This window comes from Gemmatimonas sp., from assembly GCF_044344655.1.
In the GTDB taxonomy this organism is placed as follows: domain Bacteria; phylum Gemmatimonadota; class Gemmatimonadetes; order Gemmatimonadales; family Gemmatimonadaceae; genus Gemmatimonas.
In genome coordinates, this window is sequence record NZ_JBIJCN010000001.1 from 159,908 (window position 1) to 185,544 (window position 25,637).

Annotated in this window: 24 protein-coding genes; 9 read left to right on the forward strand and 15 right to left on the reverse strand. The window is 67.9% G+C overall.

Translation table 11 applies throughout. The annotated features are described in order from the left end of the window. Positions 1-2: 2 nt before the first annotated feature. Positions 3-3,287, reverse strand: coding sequence for a WD40/YVTN/BNR-like repeat-containing protein (locus tag ACIQ51_RS00800; RefSeq protein ID WP_396203091.1), 3,285 nt, complete (start codon positions 3,285-3,287; stop codon positions 3-5). A gap of 375 nt (positions 3,288-3,662) precedes the next feature. Between ACIQ51_RS00800 and ACIQ51_RS00805 the strand changes: the two genes are divergently transcribed. The 5 genes from ACIQ51_RS00805 (at position 3,663) to ACIQ51_RS00825 (ending at position 9,050) form a co-directional block, all read left to right on the forward strand. Further along, positions 3,663-4,457 carry an SEC-C metal-binding domain-containing protein gene (locus ACIQ51_RS00805; RefSeq protein ID WP_396203092.1) on the forward strand — a complete coding sequence of 265 codons (795 nt, stop codon included), beginning with the start codon at positions 3,663-3,665 and terminating at the stop codon, positions 4,455-4,457. Next, on the forward strand, positions 4,444-5,271 hold the full coding sequence (locus tag ACIQ51_RS00810) for a Type 1 glutamine amidotransferase-like domain-containing protein (protein WP_396203093.1): 828 nt from the start codon (positions 4,444-4,446) through the stop codon (positions 5,269-5,271). The genes ACIQ51_RS00805 and ACIQ51_RS00810 overlap by 14 nt, the downstream gene beginning before the upstream one ends. A gap of 47 nt (positions 5,272-5,318) precedes the next feature. Beyond that, the gene (locus tag ACIQ51_RS00815; protein WP_396203094.1) at positions 5,319-6,179 is read left to right on the forward strand and encodes a replication initiator protein A; all 861 of its coding nucleotides are present in this window, start codon (positions 5,319-5,321) and stop codon (positions 6,177-6,179) included. 115 nt (positions 6,180-6,294) lie between these two features. Next, on the forward strand, positions 6,295-7,908 hold the full coding sequence (locus ACIQ51_RS00820; protein ID WP_396203095.1) for a S41 family peptidase: 1,614 nt from the start codon (positions 6,295-6,297) through the stop codon (positions 7,906-7,908). 62 nt (positions 7,909-7,970) lie between these two features. After that, complete coding sequence (locus ACIQ51_RS00825) at positions 7,971-9,050, forward strand: TolB family protein (protein WP_396203096.1); 1,080 nt, start codon at positions 7,971-7,973, stop codon at positions 9,048-9,050. A 12-nt stretch (positions 9,051-9,062) separates the two neighbouring features. Here ACIQ51_RS00825 and ACIQ51_RS00830 read toward each other — a convergent pair whose 3' ends face one another. Then, a complete protein-coding gene (locus ACIQ51_RS00830) occupies positions 9,063-9,596 on the reverse strand; it encodes a MarR family winged helix-turn-helix transcriptional regulator (RefSeq protein ID WP_396203097.1) in 534 nt (177 codons plus the stop codon). Positions 9,597-9,856: 260 nt separating this feature from the next. Between ACIQ51_RS00830 and ACIQ51_RS00835 the strand changes: the two genes are divergently transcribed. Next, complete coding sequence (locus ACIQ51_RS00835) at positions 9,857-10,066, forward strand: hypothetical protein (RefSeq protein WP_396203098.1); 210 nt, start codon at positions 9,857-9,859, stop codon at positions 10,064-10,066. Positions 10,067-10,188: 122 nt separating this feature from the next. Here the strand turns inward: ACIQ51_RS00835 and ACIQ51_RS00840 are convergent, their stop codons facing one another. The 9 genes from ACIQ51_RS00840 to argC form a co-directional block, all read right to left on the reverse strand. Further along, positions 10,189-10,467, reverse strand: a complete 279-nt coding sequence (locus ACIQ51_RS00840) for an oxidative damage protection protein (RefSeq protein ID WP_396203147.1) — start codon at positions 10,465-10,467, stop codon at positions 10,189-10,191. 201 nt (positions 10,468-10,668) lie between these two features. Further along, on the reverse strand, positions 10,669-10,989 hold the full coding sequence (locus tag ACIQ51_RS00845) for a rhodanese-like domain-containing protein (protein ID WP_396203099.1): 321 nt from the start codon (positions 10,987-10,989) through the stop codon (positions 10,669-10,671). A gap of 48 nt (positions 10,990-11,037) precedes the next feature. Next, positions 11,038-13,155, reverse strand: a complete 2,118-nt coding sequence (locus tag ACIQ51_RS00850; RefSeq protein WP_396203100.1) for a M20/M25/M40 family metallo-hydrolase — start codon at positions 13,153-13,155, stop codon at positions 11,038-11,040. A gap of 108 nt (positions 13,156-13,263) precedes the next feature. After that, the gene (locus ACIQ51_RS00855) at positions 13,264-13,854 is read right to left on the reverse strand and encodes a hypothetical protein (RefSeq protein WP_396203101.1); all 591 of its coding nucleotides are present in this window, start codon (positions 13,852-13,854) and stop codon (positions 13,264-13,266) included. A gap of 6 nt (positions 13,855-13,860) precedes the next feature. Then, positions 13,861-15,498 carry an alkaline phosphatase family protein gene (locus ACIQ51_RS00860; protein WP_396203102.1) on the reverse strand — a complete coding sequence of 546 codons (1,638 nt, stop codon included), beginning with the start codon at positions 15,496-15,498 and terminating at the stop codon, positions 13,861-13,863. A gap of 343 nt (positions 15,499-15,841) precedes the next feature. Further along, entirely contained in the window at positions 15,842-16,501 is a 660-nt protein-coding gene (locus tag ACIQ51_RS00865) for an FMN-binding negative transcriptional regulator (protein WP_396203103.1), read from the reverse strand. Positions 16,502-16,551: 50 nt separating this feature from the next. Next, positions 16,552-17,769, reverse strand: a complete 1,218-nt coding sequence (locus ACIQ51_RS00870; protein WP_396203104.1) for an aspartate aminotransferase family protein — start codon at positions 17,767-17,769, stop codon at positions 16,552-16,554. Between the two features lie 24 nt (positions 17,770-17,793). Continuing rightward, a complete protein-coding gene (gene argB, locus ACIQ51_RS00875) occupies positions 17,794-18,579 on the reverse strand; it encodes an acetylglutamate kinase (RefSeq protein ID WP_396203105.1) in 786 nt (261 codons plus the stop codon). Next, a complete protein-coding gene (argC, locus tag ACIQ51_RS00880; RefSeq protein ID WP_396203106.1) occupies positions 18,576-19,595 on the reverse strand; it encodes an N-acetyl-gamma-glutamyl-phosphate reductase in 1,020 nt (339 codons plus the stop codon). The genes argB and argC overlap by 4 nt, the downstream gene beginning before the upstream one ends. A 155-nt stretch (positions 19,596-19,750) precedes the next feature. On the opposite strand from argC, the gene argR reads away from it, so the two are divergent. The 3 genes from argR (at position 19,751) to ACIQ51_RS00895 (ending at position 22,418) form a co-directional block, all read left to right on the forward strand. Continuing rightward, the gene (gene argR / locus ACIQ51_RS00885; RefSeq protein ID WP_396203107.1) at positions 19,751-20,212 is read left to right on the forward strand and encodes an arginine repressor; all 462 of its coding nucleotides are present in this window, start codon (positions 19,751-19,753) and stop codon (positions 20,210-20,212) included. A 95-nt stretch (positions 20,213-20,307) separates the two neighbouring features. Beyond that, the gene (gene argH, locus ACIQ51_RS00890; RefSeq protein WP_396203108.1) at positions 20,308-21,723 is read left to right on the forward strand and encodes an argininosuccinate lyase; all 1,416 of its coding nucleotides are present in this window, start codon (positions 20,308-20,310) and stop codon (positions 21,721-21,723) included. Further along, a complete protein-coding gene (locus ACIQ51_RS00895; RefSeq protein WP_396203109.1) occupies positions 21,720-22,418 on the forward strand; it encodes an HAD family hydrolase in 699 nt (232 codons plus the stop codon). Before argH ends, ACIQ51_RS00895 begins: the two co-directional genes overlap by 4 nt. Before the next feature lie 57 nt (positions 22,419-22,475). On the opposite strand, the gene ACIQ51_RS00900 is transcribed toward ACIQ51_RS00895, so the two are convergent. From ACIQ51_RS00900 to ACIQ51_RS00915, 4 genes are all read right to left on the reverse strand, one after another. Further along, positions 22,476-23,057 (reverse strand): hypothetical protein, encoded by a 582-nt coding sequence (locus ACIQ51_RS00900; RefSeq protein ID WP_396203110.1) that lies wholly within the window; start codon positions 23,055-23,057, stop codon positions 22,476-22,478. Continuing rightward, positions 23,057-23,653 carry a hypothetical protein gene (locus ACIQ51_RS00905; protein WP_396203111.1) on the reverse strand — a complete coding sequence of 199 codons (597 nt, stop codon included), beginning with the start codon at positions 23,651-23,653 and terminating at the stop codon, positions 23,057-23,059. The genes ACIQ51_RS00900 and ACIQ51_RS00905 overlap by 1 nt, the downstream gene beginning before the upstream one ends. A gap of 19 nt (positions 23,654-23,672) precedes the next feature. Beyond that, on the reverse strand, positions 23,673-24,971 hold the full coding sequence (locus tag ACIQ51_RS00910) for an FAD-dependent oxidoreductase (protein ID WP_396203112.1): 1,299 nt from the start codon (positions 24,969-24,971) through the stop codon (positions 23,673-23,675). Positions 24,972-25,052: 81 nt separating this feature from the next. Beyond that, a complete protein-coding gene (locus ACIQ51_RS00915) occupies positions 25,053-25,457 on the reverse strand; it encodes a Bor family protein (RefSeq protein WP_396203113.1) in 405 nt (134 codons plus the stop codon). Positions 25,458-25,637 lie beyond the last annotated feature (180 nt).

Genomic DNA, 25,637 nt, shown 5'->3' on the forward strand with positions numbered 1-25,637 from the left:
CCTCAGAACATCACCGGCGTCACCAACCCCAGCTTCGCCGCCTTCGCGGCGAACGCCGCCAGGTCGCCGGCCACGAACTGCGAGAACTGGGTCTTGAGCCCGTTGAGCTGCGTACGCAGCATGCCGTACACCTCGGCCTGCTGATCGGTGGGACGGAAATCAGCGCTCGACGCGGCGACGTCGCTGCCCACGCTGGCCAGCTTCTCGTACAGCTGGTTGGGGGTACGGAAGGCGTCCTCGCGCGCACCGGTGAGGGCAATGTCATACAGCTTCCCCTCGATCGCGATCACGCGCTTCTCCACCGCATCGATTTCCTTGAGGAACGCCTCGGCATCCGGCACCTTGAGCGCGGGGCCCGGGCTGGCCCCGTACTCCTTCGCATCACGGATCTTCTCGCGGAGCGTGGTGCGCATCTGCTCGAAGCCGCGGCGCTGCCACTCGCTCTCGTCAATCAGCGCCACCGTTTCGTTCATCGCATCGCGGATGCGCAGCGCCAGCGCTACCTGCGCGGCGATGTCGGCGTCGGTGCCGTCGCTGTTGGGGTCGCGGCGTACCTCCACCTGCTGCTTCAGGGTGTCGCGCCCCCACACCATCGCCACCGTGTAGCGCCCGGGCGCCACCAGTGGGCCCACCTGTCCGCCCACGAGGTCGAGGTCCCACGGCACCAGCGGGCGTGAATCGAGGACACGCAGTGAGGTGTTGCCCGGCGGGGCGGTGCGCAGCTTGGCTTTGCGCGGCCCTTCGTGTCGGAGGTCCCACAGCGCCCGGTTGAGTCCACGCTTTGCCGGCGCCGAGGCGAACTTGCGAATGAGGGCACCACCGGCATCGTAAACCATGAAGCGCACGGAGTCGCGAGGCAGCGAATCCGCGGAGGCCTTGCCGATCGTGTAGTTGATCGTGGCGGCTAGCGGGGGATCGTTGCCACCCACGAGGGAGTTGGTGGCGGCGAGCGGTGTGGCAATCTTGCGGAACCGATATGCCGCACGCACGGGCAGCAGCGTGGCTGGCTTGGCAGCGAGCGAATCCGCCATCGCGCGCAGGTACGAGATATCGTCGGCAATCCAGAAGCCGCGGCCGTACGTGGACACCACGAGATCGTGGAAGTGCCCCTGAATCTGCAGCCAGCTCACCGGCGCATGCGGCAGTCCGCCGCCGGTCGCCTCATTGAACTCCACCCACTGCTTGCCGTCATCGAGCGATACGTATAGCGCATTCTCGGTCCCTGCGTACAGGAGCCCTTTTCGCACCGGATCTTCACGCACCACGTGCACGTAGCTGAACACACTGCGCGGAATGCCGGCGTCGAGCCGCGTGAAGGTGCGGCCGTAATCGGTGGTCTTGTAGATGTACGGATCACGATCGTTGATCAGATGCGCGTCTACCGCCACGTAGGCCGTGCCGGCGTCGTACTTGCTCGGTTCGATGCCGGAGATGGTGCTCCACTTGGGAAGCCCCGGCAGATTGGCGGTGATGTTCGTCCACGTCTTGCCGCCGTCGCGGGTGACGTGCATCAAGCCATCCATCGTGCCCGCCCAGATGAGATCCTTCTGAAGCGGCGACTCGGCGATCGCAAATAGCACCGTGACGTTCTCGACAAACAGATTGTCGATCACGAAACCACCCGACGATTGCTGCTTGGTGGTGTCGTTGGTGGACAGGTCGGGCGAGATCAGCGTCCAGCTCTGGCCGCCGTTGGTGGTCTTGTGCACATACTGCGAGCCCACGTACACGGTGTTGTGGTCGTGCGCGGAGATGTGGATGGGGAACGTCCACTGGAAGCGGTACTTGAGATCCTTGGGCGCCACACCGTACCCCGCTTCGGGCCACGGCTCCACCGCCCGCGCCATCTTCGTCTGCAGGTCGAAGCGTTCGAGCCCGGCGTCGTAGCAGCCGCTCCACACCGTGCGGCCGTCAATCGTGTCGGGAACCGCCCAGCCGCTTTCGCAGCCACCCACCGCACTCCAGACGCCGATCGATCGCGAGCCGCGCGAGTTGCTCGGGCCGCCGTACGAGTATCCGTCCTGCCGGTTACCGTAGAGATTGTACGGGATCTTCGTGTCGGTAGCCACGTGGTACATCTGCGCGTTAGGGAGCGCGATGCGCGTGAAACTCTTGCCACCGTCGATGGTGATCCCCACCCCGCCGTCGTCGCCCACCACGAAGCGGTCGGGATCCTTCACATCCCACCAGATGTCATGCAGGTCGCCGCCGGCACGCGGCGGTTGCGGCATCTTGGTGAGCCCACCGTCGAGCGTGCCCACAAAGCGCACGCCCACGAAGTACACGTTGTCGGCGTTCGCCGGATTCACACCGAATCGCGTGTAGTACTGCGGGCGCTCCAGTAGGTCATGGTCGCGATTCACCGCGCGCCACGAGCGGCCGCCATCGTCGCTGCGATAGAATGCCGGCTCCTTCATTTCGATGAGCGCGTACACGCGCTGTGGATCGTTGCGCGCCACACCGAGTCCGATCTTCCCCATCGTACCAGTGCGCGGCAGACCGCGCCCCCACCCCTGACCGTTCGCGCCGCCGTCGAGTCTGATCCAGCTGTCGCCGCCATCGCGCGACATCCAGATGCCGCTGCCGGCACCACCGGAATTTTTGTCCCACGGCACGATGTACTGCTGCCAGCTGGCGGCGAACAGCACGCGGGGGTTGGTGGGGTCCATCGCCACGTCGATGATGCCCGTGCTGTCGTTCACGAACAGCACCTTCTTCCACTGCTTGCCGCCGTCGGTGGTACGCCACAGGCCCCGCTCCTGTTGCGGCCCGTAGCCATGCCCCTGCGCGGCGGCGTACACAACATCCGGATCGGTGGGGTGGATGATCACGCGGCCGATGCGCCCCGTATTCTCGAGCCCCATGCGCTGCCAATGCCCGCCCGCGTCGGTGCTGCGGTAGATGCCGTCGCCAATGGACACGTTGCTGCGCAGAAACGTCTCCCCCGTGCCGAACCACACCACATTCGGATCACTCGGTGCCACCGCGATGGCGCTCACACTGCTCACGCGCAGGGAATCGGTCACCGGCATCCAGCGGATGCCGCCGTTGGTGCTCTTGAACAGCCCACCGCTTGCCGCGCCCGCGTAGTAGGTCTTGTACTCGCCCGGTACACCGGCCACCGCGATCACGCGATTGCCGTCAGGCCCCACGAAGCGCCAGGTGGGGACCTTCACGAAGGCGGTGTCGAGCAGGGGGGCGGAAGGGGCGGGTCTCGGTACGGCGCGCTGCGCAGCAAGCAGGCCGGGGGTTATGCCGAGGGCGAGAAGGAGTTGGCGGAAACGCATGGCACCGGGGGAGGAGGGGATTGCAATACCCGGAACATGCGTCGCGGTGCGACGATCGGCGAGCCGTGCGCTCCGTAAATCCACGTCGCGCGCGTGCTCGACACGCTCGTGGGCGAGGCCTACAATCAGCCCGGGGCGCCGCGTGATTGACGAACGCCCGAGCGGGGTATAGTTCACGTCTCCACGCGGCAACGCGACATCGCTGGAACGCAGCGCGCCGTCGTTCAGGGCGTGGGTCGATCACATGTGCCAACTCCTATGCTACGCGTACCAACGTCACAGGCGCCTCGGGTGTGCTGTTGGTCCGTGTGCGCTCCGTGACCGATGAGCTCCTCTCCGTAGGACTGTTCCCCACCTTGCACGTATGCTGAGCGAGTGAACCGAAACGACCCCTGCCCCTGCGGCTCCGGCACGAAGTACAAGAAGTGTCATGGCGGTGCGGTGCCACCCGAGGCAGCCACGCTGCCAGCGGCGGTGCGCACCAGCGTGCTCCGCGCCGAGGCGGCGATGCAGCGCAACCGACGCATCACGCAGGAAATCCTCGACTGGGCCGATCGCCGGCTCGGCCCCGAATGGATGGACGCGGCATACACCGCATGGGGGCTGGGCGAAGAAGAGGAGCTCGCACCCGAAGAGGGCGACCTCTTCACCACGTGGGCGGTGTACCACCACGTGGCGAACGAGAATGGGACGGCCGCCGCGCAGTGGCTCGCCGCGCAGCGTGCACGGTTCGGCGCGCGCATGGACACCGACACCGTGGCGCTGCTCGAGGCGCACCGCAGCGCGTGGCTCGATGTGTGGGAGGTGACCGACCCCGAACCCGGCGTGGGCGTGAACCTGCGTCGTCGCGTCGCACTCGACGGCGGCGAACCCGCCGAGCCGTACGTGTACGAAACCGACGCCAGCCACGATTTGGTGCCGCCCTACGCGGTGCTCGCCTACGTGATGCACGTGGACGACGTGCACGTGTTCGGTGGCCTGCACGATGTCCCGCTTGAACCGCCCGAACTCGACGCGCTGCTACTGCAGGCCCAGTCGACCGACACGCTCCCCGTCATCCGCGCCCACTGGTGGCGTGCCTGCGAGCGCTACTTTGACCGGCTCGACGCCGCTGACGCCGACGAGGAGCGACTCCCTGAGACCCGTGAGGACGACCGTGAACCGACGTGACTTCGTGACCACCACCTCACTCGCGGCGGCGGCGGTGGCACTCCCGGCCGCCGCGCATGCCGACACCATGACCACGCCCCCTGCCGCGACCAACCCGATGACCACCACGACCACCGACCTGCCCCGCGCCACCCGCAAGATCCTCATCGCCGGCGGCGGCTTCCGCACCAAGTTCATCGGCTACATGGCGCAGCTCACCGGCAAGACCCGGCCGCGCGTCTGCTTCCTCCCCACCGCGAGCGCCGACAGTACGGAGGCGTCGCTCGCCTTCTATGCCTCGTGCGCCCCGCTCAACGTGGTACCGTTCGTCCAGAACAGCTTCATCGAAAGCCTCTCGCAAACGCAGGGCTGGGACGAAGTCCTGCTGAGCATGGACGCGATCGTGGTGAGCGGCGGCAACACGCTCAACCAGCAGGCCATCTGGAAGGCGCAGGGGATCGACGTGGTGCTCCGCGAGGCCTGGAACCGCGGCATCGTGCTCGGCGGCGCCAGCGCAGGCTCCCTCTGCTGGTTCGAGGAGGGCACCACCGACTCGCGCCCCAAGGCGCTGTCGATCGTGAAGTGCATGGGCTTCCTCAAGGGCAGCCACTCGCCGCACTACGACGCCGAAGCGGGGCGGCGCCCGCTGTATCACAAGCTGATCGGCCGCGGCGAGATGCAGCCGGGATACGCCTGTGACAACGACGCGGGGATCTACTTCGAAGACAACGACGTGAAGCGGGTGGTGGCCACGCGCGCTGGCGCCAAGTGCTACTACGTAAGTCAGACCGCGGGGAACGTCACGGAGCGGGTGCTGGAACCGGAGATGCTCTGAGCACTCGGGGTAGCGTAACTGCCCGTGCTCATTCATGTTGAACCGCGATGACCCTCGCCGCCCGCAGACGGCCGGCCGCGCGTGGAGTAGTTCTCGACAAGTCCCTCGAGGAACTCCCGCTCTTCCGGCTGAGCGATTCCGCTGACGACGCGCCCGTCTCGTTTACTACCGAGAACGGCGGGCGCTGGCGTGTCATCCCCGCTCCCGGCGATCGGTTGCCTGGCACGTTCGACCAGGACGTGTACGTGGAGATCCTGCACCGCTACCACGAGGCCGGCGCCCCCGCCGACGGGGCGGTCACCTTCACGCTGCACTCCTTCCTGCGCTCCATGGGGCGCCGCGCCGACGGACGCACCTACGAACAGCTGCGCGCCGCCCTCACCCGCCTCGAGCGCACGACCCTCGAAAGCACCGAGGGCGCCTACTGGTCCGCGCAGTCAGGCCCAGCCGACATCAGCTTCACCGTGCTCAGTACCGTCTCGGTGCAGCGCCGGCGCGTGGCCGACCGCGAACAGCTGCACCTCTTCGGCAACCTCGCCGCCGGTGAACCGGGCGATGCCCGCGTAACGCTCAGCGCCACCCTGCGCGCCAACCTCGGCGCCCGACACGTCATCACCCTGTCGGCCGCCCGCTACCACGCGCTGTCGAGCCCCGTCGCTCGCCGCCTGTACCGGATCCTCGAGGTGGCCCGCGCCGACGGCCGCCTGTCCTGGCGCATCCCCCTCGAGCGCCTGGCCGAGCAGCTGCCGCTCACGCAGCGGTATCCGTCGCACCTCTCACGCGTCCTCCAACCAGCGCACGAGATGCTCCTCAGCGCCGGCCTGGTCCGGGACATTGCGATCCGCCAGTACGAGCGGCAGTGGCACGTGGATTACGTGCTGGGGTCGCGGCCGCGGGAAGAGACGTAACGGCGCAGCCGGCAGGGGCCCTTCCCCAGCCTTTCGGGCCGTTGCACGGAACGCTGGCGCCCCCCGTGCGTATGTTGAGGAGTAGCTTTTCCGGTCCCTTCTTCGCGAGACCCGCATGACCCGTAATCGCAAGGCCGTCCTGGCCAGCCTCGTGCTCGTTCCCCTGCTCGCGTCGGGCTTTGCCCTGCAGGCGCGCGCCACGCGGGGCGGGGCCCAACTCCTGGACCAGGTGCTGACCTTCGTCGCGCTCCGGTACGTCGACACGCTCGACGCGCAGGAGCTGTACGAAAAGGCCGCGCGCGGGCTCGTGAAGGAACTCAACGACCCCTACACCGAGCTCTTCACCCCGAAGCAGCTCGCCGAGTTCTCGCGCAACACCAATGGCCGCTACGCCGGCGTGGGCATGGAGATCTCCAAGATCGGCGACTATGTGACCGTGAACAAAGTCTTCCCCAACTCCCCCGCCGAGGGCGGCGGCGTGCAGGAAGGCGACAAGATCATGATCATCGACACCGTCAACGCGCGCGGCTTCAACACGCAGCAGGTCCAGAACTACCTGCTTGGCCCGATCGGCTCGCCGGTGAGTGTCACCTTCGGTCGCATCGGTGTACCGCAGCCGATCAAGATGAACTTCAAGCGCGCACAGATTCAGGTGCCCGCGGTGCCCTACAGCATGATGCTCGACGAGCGCACCGGCTACGTGCCGCTGACCCGCTTCTCCGAGCAGACCACCGCGGACATCGCCAATTCGGTGATGGCGCTGCGCGAGCGTGGCGCGAAGGGCGTCATCATCGACCTGCGCGGCAACCCCGGCGGCATCCTCGAGGAAGCGTTCAGCATGTCGAACCTCTTCCTCCCCAAGGACAAGGAGCTGCTGTCGGTGCGCGGCCGCGGGGAGTTCCAGCGCTTCGTGAGCCAAGAGGAGCCGCTCGCGCCCGACGTGCCGCTGGTCGTGCTCGTAGACGGCGGCTCGGCCTCGGCCAGCGAGATCGTGGCCGGGGCCCTGCAGGACTACGACCGCGCGCTGGTGCTGGGCACCACGAGCTTCGGGAAGGGCCTCGTGCAGTCGGTGTACAACCTCGACGGCGGCTACGCGCTCAAGATCACGACCGGCAAGTGGTACACCCCGTCGGGTCGCTCCATCCAGAAGGAGCGCAAGATCAATGCGAATGGTGAGTACGCGGAGGTGATGCCCGACAGCATGGAGACCGATTCCGTGCGGAAGGTGCGCCCCGTGTTCAAGAGCGTGGGCGGCCGCACAGTCTACGGCGGCGGCGCCATCACCCCTGATGTGATCGTGCAGCCCGATACGCTGTCAAGCCAGGAGCAGGCGCTGCGCCGGGCCCTCGCCCCGTACGGGCAGAAGTACTTCGGCTACGTGGCTGCCGTGGCCGAGCTGCAGAAGGGGAAGGTGAAGCCCGACTTCGTGGTGGACCCGTCGTGGCGTGACGAAGTGTACAAGCGGCTCCTTGCCGACACGGCCAAGATCGACAAGGCCGTGTGGGACGCGGGCGCGACCGACGTGGACCGCGCGATCGAGGAGCGCGTGGCCAAGATCGCCTTCGGCGACACGCTGGTGCGCCGCCGCAGCCTCAAGGACGACAACCAGCTGCGCCGCGCGATGGAGTTGATGCGCAAGGGCGCCACGCAGAAGGATCTGTTTACCGCGGCCGCGGCCATGCCGCAAAACACCAAGCCCGGCGTGGCGCGAGGGCGGGCGGGGAGGTAAAGCGAGGCACTGAGGACACGTCCGTATTGCCGCCCGGGCGGAAGAGGGATACGGTTCGCCTCATGCCTCGTACCCCTCTTTTCCGGGTGGCCGCGGCCGCCCTGTCGGCGGCGGCGCTGTCCGCCTGCAGCAGCACCACGCCCGCCGGCGCCCCCAGCGCCCGGCCGCTCCGTCGCGCGATCGCCTCCGACACAGGCGAAGCGCACCTCGCCAACCTGCTGCAGCTCACCGATGGTGGGGAGAACGCCGAGGCGTATTTCAGCGCCGACGGCAAGTACATCACCTTCCAGAGCACGCGCGATGGCCGGAGCTGCGACCAGCAGTACGTGATGCGCGCGGATGGCTCGCAGCTCACCAAGGTATCGCGCGGCGGCAAGACCACCTGTGGCTGGTTCCTGCCGGGGAGCAAGCAGGTCTTCTTTGGCGCCACGCATCATGCCGACAGCGCCTGCCCACCCAAGCCCGACCCCAGCGCCGGCTATGTGTGGGGGATCGATCCGTACGACATCTACGTGACGGATATCGACGGCCGGAACATGAAGCGCCTCACGAACTACGGCGTGTACACGGCCGAGGGCGTGCTCAGCCCCGACGGGAAGCGCATCGTGTTCACGAGCCTCAAGGACGGGGACCTCGACATCTACACGATGAACGTGGACGGCACCGACGTGAAGCGCCTGACCACGACGCCGGGCTACGACGGCGGCCCGTGGTGGAGCCCCGACGGCACGAAGATCGTGTACCGCGCCTGGCACTACGACAACCCGACGGACCTCAAGGCGTACCAGGATCTGCTCGCGAAGCGCATGATCCGCCCCAATCGCATGGAGCTGTTCGTGATGAACGCCGACGGCAGCGATCAGCGACAGATCACGACGCTCGGCGGCGCCAACTTCGGGCCGTCTTGGACCCCCGACGGGCAGCGGATCATCTTCTCGAGCAACCACAAGAACCCGCGCAGCCGCAACTTCGACCTGTTCACGGTGAAGCTCGACGGCACGGGGCTCGAGCAGATCACCACCAATCCCGAGTTCGACGGGTTCCCGATGTTCTCGCCCAACGGCAAGCAGCTGATCTTCGCGAGCAACCGCGGCGCAACGAAGCAGGGCGAGACGAACCTGTTCATCGCGGAATGGAAGTGAGGTAGGCGGAGGTCAGCGCTCCGCCTCCGGCAACGGCAGGGCGGCGGCCGTGCGCCCAAGCGCCTTCAAGACCGCGGCGCAGGCTCGCTGGTCTTCCGGGCTGAGGCCACTCATGGCGCGCGTTACCACGGCGGCGTGGACCGGAAAGATCTCCGCCACAAACGCCGTCCCCTGTTCCGTGAGGGCGGCGTAGCGCGCGCGGCGATCGTGCTGGCAGCTGCGCCGCTCCACGAGCCCCTTGGCGGTGAGGCGGTCCACCAGGAAGGTGATGCCCCCGCTCGACACGAGAATGCGCCGCTGGACCTCGCCGAGCAGCATGGGGCCGCGGTGATACAGCGCCTCGAGAATGCCGAATTCCGCGAGGGTGAGCCCATGGCGGGACACATCGGCGGCCGCATGGCTGGCCACGGCGGCCTGCGCCCGCGACAAGATGACCCACAAACGCAGCGCCGCGTCCGAGACCTCGTCGAGGTCGGCGGGGTGCGCCTCGGGGTGCGGCGCCTCGGGGTGGGGGCGCCCGTCGGAACGCGCGGCGGGGGTGCTCATGGGGGGGAAGCCTCGGCTCGGCGCGGGGGTTTGGCAAGTGCCGAGGTGATCACTCGCCCCGTATTCCCGGTATAAACCGGCGAGTCCTATTGAATAGTGGACCGTACGTTCCGAATGAAAAACCATCATAATCAACGAAAGATGGTTATCCCGCTTCGCAATAGTACGGGGGATGGTGTTGCGTTGAAAAAGGAGTCTATAGCTTTCCCTCGTTGACCGATTTCCCCGTCGGTTCAGCGAACTTTCCGCGAGGAGGCGTGATGCGTAAGCCCCGACCGAACACGTACAATCCAGCGCAGGCGCTGCATTTGATCGCAGCCGATCGCACTGGGCTCCCCCTGAGCTGTCCGAGCTGCGAAGGTCAGATCGATCGCGACCCGGTCAGTCAGCCACCGCAGACCCACGCACACGTGACGCTGAAGTGCACGAGCTGTGGTCGACTGGCCCGCTACATCGCCGGCGTGAACTGAGCGGCCCTCCCCCACGCACCACCCGCTCCGAATACAGAACGCCCCCGCCGAGTGTCCTCGGCAGGGGCGTTTCGACAGGGGGCGAAATAACGGACCACGGCACTCCGCAATGCCGCGCACAATCAGTAGGTGATCGTCCCCTGCTTGGTCGTGTCCACGTCGTCGGCCTGGCCGGCCTTGAAGAGGAACGCCTCCATGTTGCGCGTGAGGAACGTCCGCGCCTGCGGGTCCATCACATTGAGCCCATAGTGGTTGATCAGCATGGTCTGCTGCTTGAGCCACTGGCCCCAGCAGTCCTTACAGATCTCGGACACGATACGGGCGCCGATGGCGCCGGGGAACGGCGGGCGCTCGAAGCCTTCCCTGGCAGTGGCACACCGCGTGCAAGTCACGTCGGCCATGAATGAGTACTCCGCGATGGGGACGTGCGCGCCTTCACGCGCATACTGCACTTCGGCGAGCCCGAAGAGCGAGAACGGTGTGATGACCATCCACCCGATGGCACACGCGGGCAGGTCTACGCCCCACGTGAACACGCACACCGCTGACAGTCGGCGAAAGCTAGTCTGGCGCAGCGAGCGCGCCAACGGGCCCGCACGCCTTCAGTACCGTGGCAGCGATCGATCGACGTCGAGACTCCACGCATCGATACCACCGTCGATGTTGATCAGCTGGGTGAAGCCGTGCGCCGCCAGCCAGTTGGCCGCCATTTCGCTCCGCATGCCGTGGTGGCACAGGAGCGCATAGCGCCGCGCAGGATCGAGTGTGTTGACGCGCTCGGGCAGTGTGTTGAGCGGTATGAGCTCGCTGCCTTCTAGGTGAGCGATGTCATACTCCCACGGCTCGCGCACGTCGATGATGTGTGGCGGCGCGTCGCTGCGGAGCAACGCCACGATGTCCTGGACCGTCAGATGTTCGACCACGTGTGTGTCAGTGCGGGTGTCTGGTTCATCGGGAAAGCGCGTCGGACCTTACGTGCCACTCAACGCGGCCCGCGCCGTATCGAGCGCCGCGGCGGCGCGCCCGAACCGCTGCACGAGGTCATCGATCTCCGCCGCCGTTTCCGCCTGTGTCCCGTAGCGGATCGCTTCGTTCACGCCGGGGAACACCATGCTCGAATAGCCGTTGTCCACGTCGGACGCGTAGATCAGCGTCCGATACCACGGACGGCTCTTGAGTCCCGTGTCGCGCGCGAAACCGCGCTCCACCGTGAGCAGCGCGGCGTTGGCGGCATCACGCTGCCCCTTGGAGACCGCACCGGCGAGCGCAGCATCACGAGCTTTGGCAAACGCCAGCGCCGCCTGCTCGAGTTTCGTGATCGCGGCCGCCAGCGTGCCCACTGGCGCCGTGCTCCACCCCTGCTGCGTGAGCCCGCGCTCGACGGGCGCGAGATAGCGGCGCATGGTCCGCGCAAACTCGGCATAGTCGTAGGGCAGCACGTCGGCATTGGCGAGACGCAGCGCGAAGGCCGCCCCGATCCGCCCCGAGGCCGCGTGATACAGGAACCCGGGATCGCCGAAGCGCTCCATCCAGGCATGCGTGTCGTACGCCGAGTGGTATGTGCCGGCCGGCCCACCGAATCCCCAGTCGGCGGTGGGGATACCGAAGTGATTGTAGAAGCCGGCGAAGTCGCTGCCGCCACCCGGGTCCCCCATGTTGGGTTCGAGCGTATCGGCGCGCGTGCCCGTCACCAGACGCCACGCCTCGTACACGCTACCGCGGCCCTTGGGGTCGGGCACGCTCTTCACCACGTCGCGCAGCATCGCGCGCATACTGGGCGACCCGCCGCCACCGAACTGCGAGCCCTGCGCCGACACGTCCTGGTTGAGATACGCCACCGCGCCCTTCTTGAGGCGCAGCGAATCGTCCTCCACGTACTCACTGCTCCCCACCAGTCCCCACTCTTCGGCATCCCACGTGGCGAAGACGATCGTTCGGCGCGGGCGCTGCCCCTTCTTGGCCATATCGGCGAGGGCGTGCGCGGCCTCGAGCACGCTCACCGTGCCGCTGATGTTGTCAGCCGCACCGGGGCCCCACGAGTCGCGGTGCGCGCCGATGTACACATACTGGTCGGGGTACTCGCTGCCACGCAGATACCCGAGCGTGTTGTGAATGGTCTTCGTGCCGGCGGTGGCGGCATCGGTGGTCACCTCCACCTTCACGCGCACCGGGCCCGGGCCCACGTGGTAACGCAGTGACAGGCCGCCCTGCCAGTTGCGCGGAATGTCGGTGCCGCGCACGCCGTCGAGCAGCGCCTGCGCGTTGGCCGCGCTGATGGGCACCACGGGAATCTTCGGCAGCGCGGTCTCTTCCGGCTTGAGCCGCGGCGCCCCCGGCGTGCTCGCATATCCCGGCGTCAGCGGGTCACCAGCGCCGTTGAACACGCTGCCGCGCTGCACGCCGCGGAGCGGACGCATGGGCCCTTCGGGATACACGTCGCCGGTCACGAAGCCGTCGTCGAGCGGATCGGTGTAGATGAGCACCGCCACCGCGCCGCGCTTCTCCGCTTCCCGCGCCTTGATGCCGCGGAAGCTCCGCCCGTAGCGCGCGAGCACCACCTTCCCCTTCACGCTCACGCCGAGCGAGTCGAGCGTGGCGTAGTCTTCGATGAGCCCGAAGTTCACGAACACCACGTCGCCTTCGCCCACACCGGCAGGGCTCGACCCGTTGACCGTGAGATACTGGGGCAGTTGGGTGGCCGGATCGCTGCTCACCGACGGCTCGGTGAGATCGAGGGCCACAGTGTCACGATACATGCGCGTGATCTTCACGCCGGTGGCGTGCGGCAGCCAGACATCGTACGACCGAAGCTCGGTCTCGAGCCCCATGGCCTTCATCTGGGCCATGACATAGTCGGCGGTGCGCTTCTGCGCGGGCGAGCCGGCAATGTGCGGCTCCTTCGACAGCGCAGCGGAACGCGCGTTCGCGCGCGAGGCCATGGGCCCCGCAATGGCGGCCTGCTCGAGCTGGCGCTGCGCAGAGGCACCGGCGGGCGAATAGCCCGGAATGGCCGGCAGTTGCTGCGCAGCGGCGGGGGAGACCGCCGCACCGATCAGCGCAGCAGCAGAAAGTAGACGGCGAAACGACACGGCACGGCTCCGTTAGGGAGAGAGAGGTCTGGGAATGTACGCAGCAGCCGACCCGTTGCGTTACCTACCCCAGCTCCGTGCCTGCCCTCTTCCGTGCCGCGCGCCCATTCAGGACGCCTCGTACTCCTCGGCCGCGCGCAACAACGCCTGCTGCAGCAGCGCCTCACGGTTGGCGCCCTCGGGGAGGGCCGCGGAGATCACCCCGAACTGCCGCAGCATCTCGTCTTCCAGCTGGGCGCGCGTGGGCGAGTTGATCCCCAGCACCGCCAGCGACATCACGGCCAGATCGCGCAGCGGCTTCACCGTGTCCTCGTCGAGCGCCCCCAGACTGGGAGGGCGCGGCGCCACCAGCGGCCGCTCACGTCGCCGCTCGGGGGGGTCGAGCAGGGCCTGCACGGGCGCAAAGGTGACGACGAACGAGCCCGGGGTGTGCTCGGCGTAGCCGGCAATCACGTGGCGCCGGCGCAGCGAGGGGAGCAACCGCACGATCGACTCACGGACCGGCGAGTAGCCATCGAGACTGTTGTTGCCGCGCCCGGTGATGACCAGCGCCTCGTCCGCACCCAGCATCTGCTGCTCGCGTAACCACCGCTCCGCGAGCTGCGCCGCCTGCAGTGCCGTGGGTTGCAGGCGGCGCAAGTTGAGGGTTCGGCCGGCGCCGAAGCGCAGCTCGTCGAACGCGCGACCGAGGCCGGTCATGGCCTGCTACCGACGGACACCGCGGTTCGCCGCCTTTGCCGCCGGCCGCGCCGGACGCGGCGGCGTGGTCAGCACCTGCGTGAGCACCCGGCCGTCGATCCGCTCGATGGGTACCACCTGCGCGAGCGCCGCGAGCGTGGGGGCCACGTCCACCGAGCGAATCGGTGCGGGATAACGGCCGGCCTTGATGCCGGGGCCGAGGAACAGCACCGGGATCTTCGCATCCAGATCGTACGGCATACCGTGGGTGGCAGAGCGCGTGGTGGCCACATAGTAGCCGGGCTTGAAGACCACGGTGAGCGCCACGTTCATGTCGGCCGGCAGCGAATGCATCCAGCGGCGCGCCACCTTGTCGCCACGGGCGGCAAGCGTGGGGAGATCACGCACGCGATACACCTGGGCCATACCGGGCAGCGTGAGCAGGGCGGTGCGAACCCGCTCGATCACGGAATCAGCGTTGATGCCCTTGGCCGCGAAACGGTCACGGTCCACCATCAGCATCCTGTCCTGGTACTCCAGCGCGTCGGTCTCGAGCCCACCCGCCACGAGCGCGCTGCGTACGGCATCAATCACGGGGCGCACGTCCACGCGCCCGCGATTGGGGTCGGTACCGGGGAACGCGGCTTCCGGATACGGCGTCACGCCGTGGTCGGATCCCAGCGCAAAGACGATGCGCGTGGAGTCACGGAGCGTATAGAGCGAGTCGATGAGGCGACCCAGCACGCGATCCACGCGTAGCACCTGATCGTGCAGCTCCTTGGAATCGGGCCCCCAGCCGTGGCCGATGGCATCGGTGGTGGAGAGCGACACGGCCAGCACGTCGGTCGTAGGGCCCTTGCCGAGCTCCATGGCCTGCACGCCGGCGAGCGCCATGTCGACGGTCAGGTCGTCCATCCACGGAAATGCGGTGAGCGAGTCGAGGCCGCGACGGCGGTCGGTGCCGAGCGTGTGGGGGAACGCGATGTCCTTGCCCTCGTGCTCGTACGCCACGCTGTCGCGTTCCGGATATGCCGACGCCGGCAACAGCGGGTTCCACGTCTGTCCGAGATAGGTCGCGGCCTGTTCACGCGCGTTGAACTGCTGCACCCACGTGGGCAGGGTGTCGCCGTAGTAGCGGCTGGTGGTGAAGCGGCCATCGAGGCCGTACCAGTACACCTGCTGCTTGGCCTTGCCGAGCGGCAGGATGGCGCCGCGATCCTTGCGCGAGACGGAGAGCGCGCGCGAGAACTGATCCCGGGAGCGGATCCAGTCGAACAGGGCGCTGCCGCGGAAGCGCCACGGCGAGGCGCCCCCGCCGCGCCCCAGCAGCAGCGGGGCCTGGGCATCGGATACGCCAAGGTCATTGATCACGATGCCGTTGTTGGCGGGAATGCGTCCCGACCAAAGGGTAGCGTGACCGGGCGCGGTCTCGGTGGTGGCGTGGTCGTGGAACGTTTCCGGGAAGAACGCCCCCTGCGTGAGGAATCGCCGGAACCCGCCGGTGAACTGCGGCGCCCACTTGTCGAGATAATCGGGGCGAAGCTGATCGATCGTGATCTGGACGATCAGCGTGGGCTTGAGCGGCTGGGCCGCGAGTGCGCTCGGCAGGAGCGGCGCACAGACAAGCGCGCCGGCCACGGCGCGACGGAGGGCGCGAAGAGTCATGCCCAAAATGTAGCAGCTCTCGGGCCGCGTGGTTCCGCGGTGTGGTGCCGCGGCGCGTCACCGGTGTGCAACAAACGACCGGCAACGACTCACCCAACAGGCGGCACGGGCACAACACCGGCGGCCCCGTCCGGCCTCGTGCGCGTCGCCGGATCGACGCGCCAGGACAGGGCCAACACCGCCGGTGATACAGCCACACGGGCTGGTGCACATCGCGGTTGCATCACGCGCGTGCACCGCGTGGATCCCGCACCGATCACGGAGGCACGTGATGGCGACCGCAATATTGTGCAAACTTTCGGAATGCACTAGAGGGGTCGCAAAAATCGCGCGCGGAGGCGCGTCAGCGGTGTGGACGCCGCGCCACCATGAGCTGCGCCATCGTCGCCGCCGTCGGGTCGTGCGCGCCGCGGGTCAACCCGTCGACGACACCATCGATATCGGCGTCCACGCGATTCTGGCTCAGCTTGTACTTCCCCTCGAGCGACTCGATCTCGATCGATACACCCACCACCGCGCGCATCTGGGCGTCCAGATAGTCGGCGGGCGCATCGTGCATGGCCCACGGATGCGCCTGCGACGCCTCGTGATGATCAGTCAGTGCGGCGAGATGCGTCGCCAACCACGCCACATCGTCGTGGAGCGTGACCGGTCCCTGCACGTGCACGGCCACGTAGTTCCAGGTGGGCACGACCTTGGTGGTCGTCTGCTTGGTGGCGTACCACGACGGCGTGATGTAGTGATCGACACCCGAGAAGACCACCAGCCCCGGCACCAGGGTGCTCCCCGTGGGCTGCAGCCGCTGCACATGCGGATTCATGCGGGCAAGGTGGCCGGTCAGCACGCCCCGCTCGCGATCGAGATGGAGCGGGACGTGCGTGGCGTATGGCGCGGTGGCGTGTCCGTCGGCCATCGCCGACACGAGGACGCCCAGCGGATGCGCGACGATGAAATCGTACAGGGTGGCGCGATCTGACTCGCGAAATGGGGCCGGGATGTACATGGGTCCTCGGAGGTGGTGGCGCTACGGGTGGGGCGGTGCCCCACCCACGATCACCCCACCATCGCCGCCTCGAGCATCGCGAGCCCGCTCGCCAACTCGGCCTGCGTGATCACGAGGGGCGGCAGGAAGCGCAGCGTGTGTTCACCGGCACTCACCATGAGCAGCCCGCGCTCGAAGGCGCGCCCGATGATCGCAGCCGCCGGCTCGTGCACGTCCATCCCCCACATGAGCCCCTTGCCGCGAATACCACGCACAGCCCCGGTGCGGTCGGCGATCCCCTGCAACTGCTCGCCGAACCAGGCCCCCGTCTCCCGCACATGCTGGAGCAGCGCCGGCTCCGAGAGGCGCTGCACCACGTGGTGCGCCACATGCGCGAGCAGCGGGCCGCCGCCAAAGGTGGTGCCGTGATCGCCCGGCTGCATCACGCGCGCGACGTCGTCGGTCACGAGGATCGCGCCGATCGGCAGGCCGTTGGCCAGCGGCTTGGCGATGGTGAGCATGTCGGGCTCGATGCCGATCTGCTCGTACGCGAAGAACGAGCCGGTCCGCCCCAACCCGCACTGGATCTCGTCGAGGATGAGCAGCACGTTGCGCTCCTTCGTAAGCGCGCGCAGCCCGCGCAGGAATTCGGGATCCACCACGCGCACGCCGCCCTCACCCTGAATGGGCTCCACGATCACCGCGGCCGCCGTCTCCGGATCGAGCACCGCGCGCAGTTCGTCGAGGTCGCGCTCCACGATCGTCACGCCACCCATGAGCGGGCGAAACGGCAGGCGGTAGGCGGGACGATCGGTCGCCGCGAGCGTGCCGGGCATGCGCCCGTGGAAGGAGCCGCGCACCGCGATGATCTCGTGCTTGGCCTGATGCCCGGTGCTCTTGGCCCAGCGCCGCGCGAACTTGAAGGCCCCCTCGTTGGCTTCGGCCCCGGAGTTGGCATAGAAGACGCTGCTCGCGAAGGAGTGATCCACGAACCACTGCGCGAGCGCCTCGCCGGGCGCGGTGCGATAGAGGTTGGACGTGTGGATCAGCCCCGCCGCGAGCGCCTCCTGCACGGCATGGTTGACGCCAGCGTCGTTATGGCCGAGCGACGTGACGGCAATGCCAGCCACGAAGTCGAGGTAGCGTTTGCCGGTGTCGTCGATCATGTACACGCCGTCGCCTCGCACGAAGAGCGGCGCCTGTCGCTTGTACGTGCCCAGAATGGCGGGCAGCGGAGCGTTCACCGGCGAGGTGGCCGGTGCGGCGGGCGGGAGCATCGTGGACGTCATGGCAGCTACCTGAAAGAAGAAGGCTTAAGCAACACCGGTCGCGTCAGCGCGCGCGACGATCGCGGTCCCCGCATCGGGAACAGTGAGGGCGGCGAGATCGCCGATCCGCACCCGGAGCACACCACCCGCCAGTGCCGCGGCACAGGCGTCGAGCTTGGCGGCCATGCCGCCACCGGCCACCCCACTGGCCACGAGATCGCGTGCGGCATCCAGCGTGAGCGTGGGGAGCAACAGCTTGTGGCCGTCGAGGACCCCGGGCACATCGGCCATCAGAAACAGTTCGTCGGCACCAAGTGCGGCGGCGATCGCCGCCGCGGCGTCGTCACCGTTCACGTTGTACGCACCGGCTTCCGGCGCGTGGCCATCGACCGCGTCGCGCGCCGCTACCGGCGAGATCACCGGCAGAAAGCCAGCGGCCAGCAGTGCATGGGCCACCGCCGGGTTCACCGACGACGGTATCCCGGAGTGCCCGAACTGCGCGACGTCGATCGGCGTGGCGCGCAGCAGCCCCGCATCCTCACCGCTGATGCCGACCGCCGGCGCTCCGGCCGCGACCAGGGCGCTCACCATCTGCTTGTTGGCGAGCCCGCTCAGCACCATGCGTACCAGCTCGAGCGCGGTGTCGGTGGTCACCCGGCGACCGCCGATGAACACCGGCTCCTCGCCGCGTAGTCGCTGCAGGGCGCTGATCTGGTCACCACCGCCGTGCACGACCACCACCCGCCCGTTGGTCGCACGCCAGAGGGCGGCGATGGCCGCGGGAAGAAGAGGATCGCTTTGGGTCCGGCCGCCGAGTTTGACGACGATCATGCCTGCAGCCCCGCCGTCTCGGGGAGCCCCAGCATGAGGTTCGCATTCTGGACCGCCTGGCCGGCGGCCCCCTTCACCAGGTTGTCGATGGCGCTGAACACCAGCAGCGTGGGCTGGCGCATCCCGCTCGGGAGCACGGCGCCGAGGCGCACCACGTTGCGATGCTGCACGTCGGCGAGCGCCGGCAGCGCGGTCGTGAGCTCTACGAAGGGCTCGCCGTCGTAGGCCGCGTGATACGGCGCGAGGGCGTTCGCGAGCGGACGCGCCAGAGGCACGGTGATGGTACTGAGGATGCCGCGATCTACCGGCAGGAGATGCGGCGTGAAAAGCAGGTCGCAGTCCGCGCCCATCCCGCTGAGGGCGGCGCGCATCTCGAAGAGGTGGCGATGCGAGTTCCCCACGCCGTAGGCCCGGAAATCCTCGGTGATTTCGGCGAAGAGCAGTTCGAGCTTGGGGCTCGCCCCAGCGCCGCTCACCCCGCTCGCTGCGGCGATGCTCACGGTGGCACCGGGCGCGATCAGTCCGGCGCGGGCGAGTGGGGCGAGCGCCACGAGGATGCTCGTGGCGTAGCACCCCGGGTTGGCCACCACCCGGGCGCCACGCAGGTGGTCACGGGACAGCTCCGGCAGGCCATAGGGCGCATCGTGCGGCACGCCGGCCGGAAGCGCGTGCGTCACGCCACCGTGCCCGGGGCGGAGATCGCTCGACAGGTCCACCACCCGTGAGCCAGCGGCAATCGCCTTGGCCACCCACTCCGCACTCGCCCCGTGCGGCAGCGCCGCGAAGACGAGATCCACGCCCGCCAGATCAGCCGCCTCCGGCGCGATGAGGGGCACGTCGTGCATGCGGCCCGTCGCGCGCACACGCAGCGTGGTGCCGCGCTGCGTGTTGGCGGTCGCAAAGGCCAGCGTGAGCTGCGGATGGCCCAGCACGAGGGCGCACAGCTCGCGGCCGGAGTAACCGGACGCACCCAGCACGCCTACGCGGAAAGGGGGGGTGACAGAGAGGTCGGGCACGATCGATGATGCGGAAGACGGTTGATTCGGAACGGCCGTTTATGCAGTCTTAATGCATAATTTTGCACACCGGGACTGTCAATTCCCGAGGCCTCTCCGTGCCTCCCCGTCTCCGTGCCGCCTTATCGCCGTGCCTCCCACGAGGGGTATCCGAAGTGTCCGACAAACACGACCGCCACGCCGCCATCCGCGAGATCGTCACGGCCCACGCCGTGGCGAGCCAGGAAGCGCTGCGCCGGCAACTCACCAAACGCGGCTGGGATGTCACCCAGTCCACCCTGTCCCGCGATCTGCGCGAGCTGCGGCTGGCGCGCATCCCCGACAATCAGGGACGCGCCAGGTACGCGTTCCCCGAGAACGGCGCCAGCGAGGCCGCCCTCGCGCGCCTCGAACGCATGCTCCCCGAACTGCTCGTGGAGGTGGAAGGGGTGCAGGTCCTGGTGGTGGCCCGCACGATGAAGTCCGGCGCCCAGCCCGTGGCCGAAGCGCTCGACCAGCTCGAATGGCCCGACGTGGCGGGCACCATTGCCGGTGACGACACGGTGCTGATCATCTGCCGCAGCACCGAGGGGCGCGAGAAAGTGCTCAGGAAGTTGCGGGCGTACATCCGAGGGTGAGCGCACACGCGGGGCCAACCCCACCGCTTGATCTCCCCCCCCGAAACTGCTCAGTTCCTCTCATCTCTCATCTCTCAAGTCTCATCGTCTCTCCGATGTCCAACGATTCCGGCACCCATAAGCTCTGGGGCGGTCGATTCGCCGGCGGCCCCTCGCCGCTGCTCGACGCCATCAACCGCTCCATCAGCACCGACTTCCGCCTCTGGCCGCACGACGTGCGACTCTCGCGGGCCTGGGCGCTGGCACTCGGCAAGGCCGGCGTCCTCACCATGGACGAGGCGGAGGCACTGCGCAGCGGGCTCGATCGCGTGGCCCTGCGCATCGCCGACGGCGCGCAGCCCATCGCGACCGACGAAGACATCCACACAATGATCGACCGGCTGCTGCACGAGGAGGCCGGCACCGTGGCCTCCAAGCTGCACACCGGCCGCTCGCGCAACGACCAGGTGGCCACCGCCTCCCGGCTCTGGACCATCGACGCGTGCCACAAGCTCGACACGGCCATCCGCGATCTGCAGCAGGCCCTGCTCACGCAGGCGGAGACGCTCACCGAGGCCATCCTCCCTGCCTACACCCATCTCCAGCGCGCCCAGCCGGTGAGTGGTGCGCATTGGCTCCTCGCGCACTTCTGGCCGCTCGACCGCGACCGCACACGCGTGGCCAACGCCGCGCGCGGCACGGCCACCCTGCCGCTCGGCTCCGGCGCCATTGCCGGATCCGCGTTCCCGGTGCCCCGTGACCTGCTGCGCGACGAACTGGGCTTCCTCGCCATCTCCCCCAACAGCATCGACGCCACCGGCGACCGTGATTTCGTGGCCGAAACGATGTTCGCCTGCACGATGGTGGCGGTGCACTGCTCGCGCATCGCCGAGGATCTGATCATCTACGGATCGAGCGAGTTCGGCTTCGTGAAGTTCGGCGACGGCTTCTCGACCGGCAGCAGCATGATGCCACAGAAGCGCAATCCCGATGTGTTCGAACTCGCGCGTGGCGGCGGTGCCCGCGTGCTGGGTGACCTGGTGTCACTGCTGGGCACCATCAAGGGGCTCCCGAGCGGCTACAGCAAGGACCTGCAAGACGACAAGCGCGCCCTGTTCAATGCGATCGACCTGTTGCATTTGGTGCTGCCCGCCATGGCCGGCGCGATCAGTGAGCTGCGCTTCGATCGCACCCGCATGCGCGCCGCCGTATCGAGCGCGATGATGGCTACCGACCTCGCTGACTATCTCGTGAAGAAGGGCGCCACGTTCCGCGAGGCGCATGGCGCGGTGGGAACACTCGTGCGGCAGGCGGAAGACGCCGGCATCGAAATGACCGCGCTTCCCGCCGAGGCCTTCGCTACCGCGCACGCGCTCTTCGGCAGCGATGCACGTGACGCCCTCGGCGCCGAGGCGTCGCTCGCAGCACGCAACATTGCCGGTGGCACGGGCCCTGTCGCGGTGGCGGCGCAAATCGAGCTGGCGCGCGCGTCGTTGACGACGGCGCCGCGCGCGATCGGCTCGGCGACGTGACCGCTCCGTCGCTCGGGTCGGGCTTCGTCTTCAACGGCTCGCGCTTCGACGGCGTGCTGTTCGACTGCGATGGGGTGCTCGTGGACAGCGAGCGCATCACCAGTCGCGTGTGGGCAAGACTGCTCACTGAGCGCGGACTGCCCACGACCACCGAGCAGTCCCTTGCCACGTACCTTGGCAACTCCATGGCGCGGTGCCTCGAGATCGTGACGGAGCAGCTGGGGCACGCACCGCCCGACGACTTGCTGCCCACCTTCTACGCTGACGTGAAGGTGGCGCTCGAACAGGAAGTGGAGCCGGTGACCGGGATCCATGACGTGCTCGATGCACTCGATGCCGCGCAGGTGCCCTACGGGGTGGCGTCGAACGGCGAACATGAGAAGATGCGCACCACCTTGGGCGCCACCGGGCTGCTGGCGCGCTTTGATGGGCGCCGCTTTTCTGCCGTGGATGTAGCGCACCCCAAACCCGCCGCCGACCTGTTTCTTCACGCGGCCGCGCAGCTCGGCATGGAGCCGGCGCGAACAATCGTGGTGGAAGACAGCCCGCTTGGCGTACTTGGCGCCCATCGTGCCGGCATGACCGTGATCGGCTACGCCGAACTCGTGTCGCCGGAACGACTGCTCGCCGCTGGGGCCGTGCACACCGTATCACACCTGCACGAACTGCTGCGCTACGTGACCGCACGGGCGTGAGGCCGTGTGGCCGGCACAGACACCGGGGGCGCGGCGAAGCCGCGGCCCCGGTTCATGTCAGCGAAACGCGTAGCCGATCGTCAACCGCAGCGTGGGCACGTATTCCGTGAACACCTCGAAGCCCTGCGGCTGGTCGTCCACGTAGTAGCGCTTCACGCCGCCGCCGATCGCGACCGCCGTGTGCCGTGAGCGCCCCAAGAGCCACTGGTAGTGTGTTTCCACCGAGAACGTCGGGCCGGAGGCGGCGCGGTGTGTTTCCGTGCAGGGACCAAGCTCCGGGCAGTAGTACGACGAGACATCGGAAATCCTGCCGTACCCGAGACCGGCGGCAATGGCGAAGCCTTCGAGCCCCTTCTCCTGTGGATAAAGGCGCAGCTTCGTATCCACGCTCGTGTAGCTGTCGTCCAGTTTGGTGTGTGAGCCGGAGACCGCCACCGCGAGATTGTCGCGTAGCTTGGTCTCGAGTTCCCCCTGGAAATAGCCGGCGAGCGGAAGGAACGGGTTGATGGCAATGATCGTGCGTGGCGGAGCGTTGCGCGCCGGATCAGTCGCCTGTGCGGCGAGACGGTCGGGAGCCACGGTCGTTACCGCAGCGAGCATCAACGCCAGGCCAACGCGGCCGATGGAAACCATCCGCATCAGAACCCCCATCCGATCGTGAGTCGTGCCGTAGGCAGCACACGCATGAGGCCTCCGACGGCCGCATCGTCGCTGAAGAAATAACGCTTGGCGCCGCCGCCGACCGTAACCGCTGTCGAGCGCGAGCGCCCCATAAGCCACTGGTACTGCGTTTCGATCGACACGGTCGGTGCCGTCGTCCACTGACCCGCGCGTTCGACCGGCGTGCACGACGGCTGTGCTGTGCAGACGTCGTAGGTGTTGTCCTGTTTCGCCCGGGCCATCCCCAGCCCGGCGGAAAACCCCAGCCCCTCGAGCGCACGATCCTGTGGATACAAGCGCAGCTTGGCGTCGAGGTTGGCGTAGTCGTTGTTCCACGGGGCCACGGAGCCGCCCAGCGCGACGCTGAGGTTGTCCTTGAGCTTGCGCTCGAACTCCGCCTGGAAGTAGCCAAACAGGGGCAGAAACGGATTCACCGCGATGATCTGCTGCGGACGGGCAGCCTTTCCGGCCGTCTGCTCCCGCAGCGTGCCCTGTGCACCGAGCGCGGCAGGGAGGAACGACAGGCCGACGATGAGAATCCCGAGTGAGGCCGTGACGACGTGACGGTGGCGCATGGTGAGCCGTGGGAAAGGATTACGAGACCTGCAGCAAGGCCGCCGCCGCCATCTGGCCACCGCGTGCGGCCCCCTCGAGAGAACTGGAGTGCAGGGTTTCGCTGGCACGCCAGAGCCCCGGGATACCACACGCCGGGCCCGGACCTTGTTCCCGCCAGCCGGGGGCCTGCTCGAACTGTGCATAAGGTACGCGCCAGAGGGCAACGCGGTCGAGCGCACTCTGCTCCGCCGATACGTTGCCCATGTGTGCGAGCTCCGCACGCGCGGCGCGATCGAGGGTGTCATCGTCGAGATCCGCCGGTGCACCCACCGCCGTGGCGGCGATGAGCGTGCGCCCGTGGCTGGCATATTCCGGCGCCACATCGGTGAGAGTGACGGCGTGCGAGATCACCGCGTGGGGGGCCGCGTTGAGCCACAGCGCCTTCCCGGGGATGGGCGAGGTGCGTGCCGTGTAGTAGAGCGTGGTGCACCCCCGCGCGCCGGTGGGTTCGGGGAGTGTCACGCCTGCCGTGGCCGCCAGACGCGCCGCCATGGGCGCGTCGGTGGCGAGAACCACCTGCGCGGCGTCGATCACCCGGCCGTCCGCCTGTCGTACCCCGGTCACCCGGCCATCCGCCACCACGAGCGACGCGACGGGCGCATTGAGATGCACCGTGCCCGGCTTGAGCTGCGACGCCAGCTGCGCGGTGAGCGCGCCGATGCCGCCGGCAGGGATCACCGTATCGCCCTCGGCGAGCATCTTGAAGGTGAAGAGCAGCACGCTGGCCGTGGTGGCCAGGGTGCGGTCCAGCAGGATGCCGCCGTAGAACGGCGCAAAGAAGCCGTCGATGACCGCCGGGCCGAAGCCGCGCGCGAGCAGGAAGTCACGCGTGCTGATGGTGGCGTAGCGCGGACCGAAGCAGTCGTCGATCGAGAGGCGCTGGGCGAAGCGGCGCAACGCCAGCAATCGCAGCTTGTCGGTGAGGCCGATCGCGCCCGCAAAAATCGTGTCGAGCAACAGCGCCGGATTCGCGAGCGCATCGCCGATCAGGCTGGTCTTGCCGTCGCGCGCGATCCGCGCGGCGGGGAGGAAGCGGCGCAGCGACAGCGTGGAGACATCCACGTACTGGCGCAGCGTGGGGTAGGCCGTGAAGAGCACCTGAAAGCCGTGGTCGATCACGAGCCCATCGTGCACCGTGGTGCGGACGCGCCCCCCCACGGTGGGGGCGGCGTCGAGCAGCAGGACGGGGCGCCCGGCCCGCTGCAGGTCAATGGCAGCGATCAGGCCGGCCACGCCGGCCCCGACAATGACGATGGGATTCCCCTTGGCAGCGCTCATCCGTACAAACTGCACACACGCAATCGCCGGGCGCTACGTGTCGCAACGCCCGGCGAGTACGACGCGTGTGTACTGAGCGACTCAGAACTGCACGAGGACCGCGGAAGCCTTTTCCTGCGACAGCTCGACCGCCTGCTGCACCGCGTCCGACGGCTTCCCAGCCTCGGCCTTCACCGTGGGGATCCCGGCGTCGGCGGCGTTGCCGGCGCAGGTCACCGTGATGGTCATCGGCGTGTAGATCCCCCATGTCAGACTAGCGGCCAGCATGTTGAGGAAGGAGTGCTTGGTTTCCACCTTGGCCACACCGGACGGACACTGCTTCGCCGTCTCCGTGACGGAGGGCGGCACGAGACCGGCCACGAACCCGTGCGCCCACGGACGCTGGATGGTGGTGCCGTTCGGCGCCCGGCCCGTATCGATGATCGCGTGATAGCAGCCCGACAGCATCAGTGCGGAAACGCCAGCGAACAGCATGCCCTTCTTCATGACTCTCTCCTCGGAGAATGGTTTGGCGGCACCAGGGGTCTGTGGTGCCCGCCAAATCTCTACTGTCGAGCTCGAAAGGGTAAGGCGGATGCACCACCCCACGCGGCCGCCCCGCCGCAATCGGACGCGCGTCAGACATTTTCCCCTACTCGGCGGACCTCAGCAAACCCACCATGACGC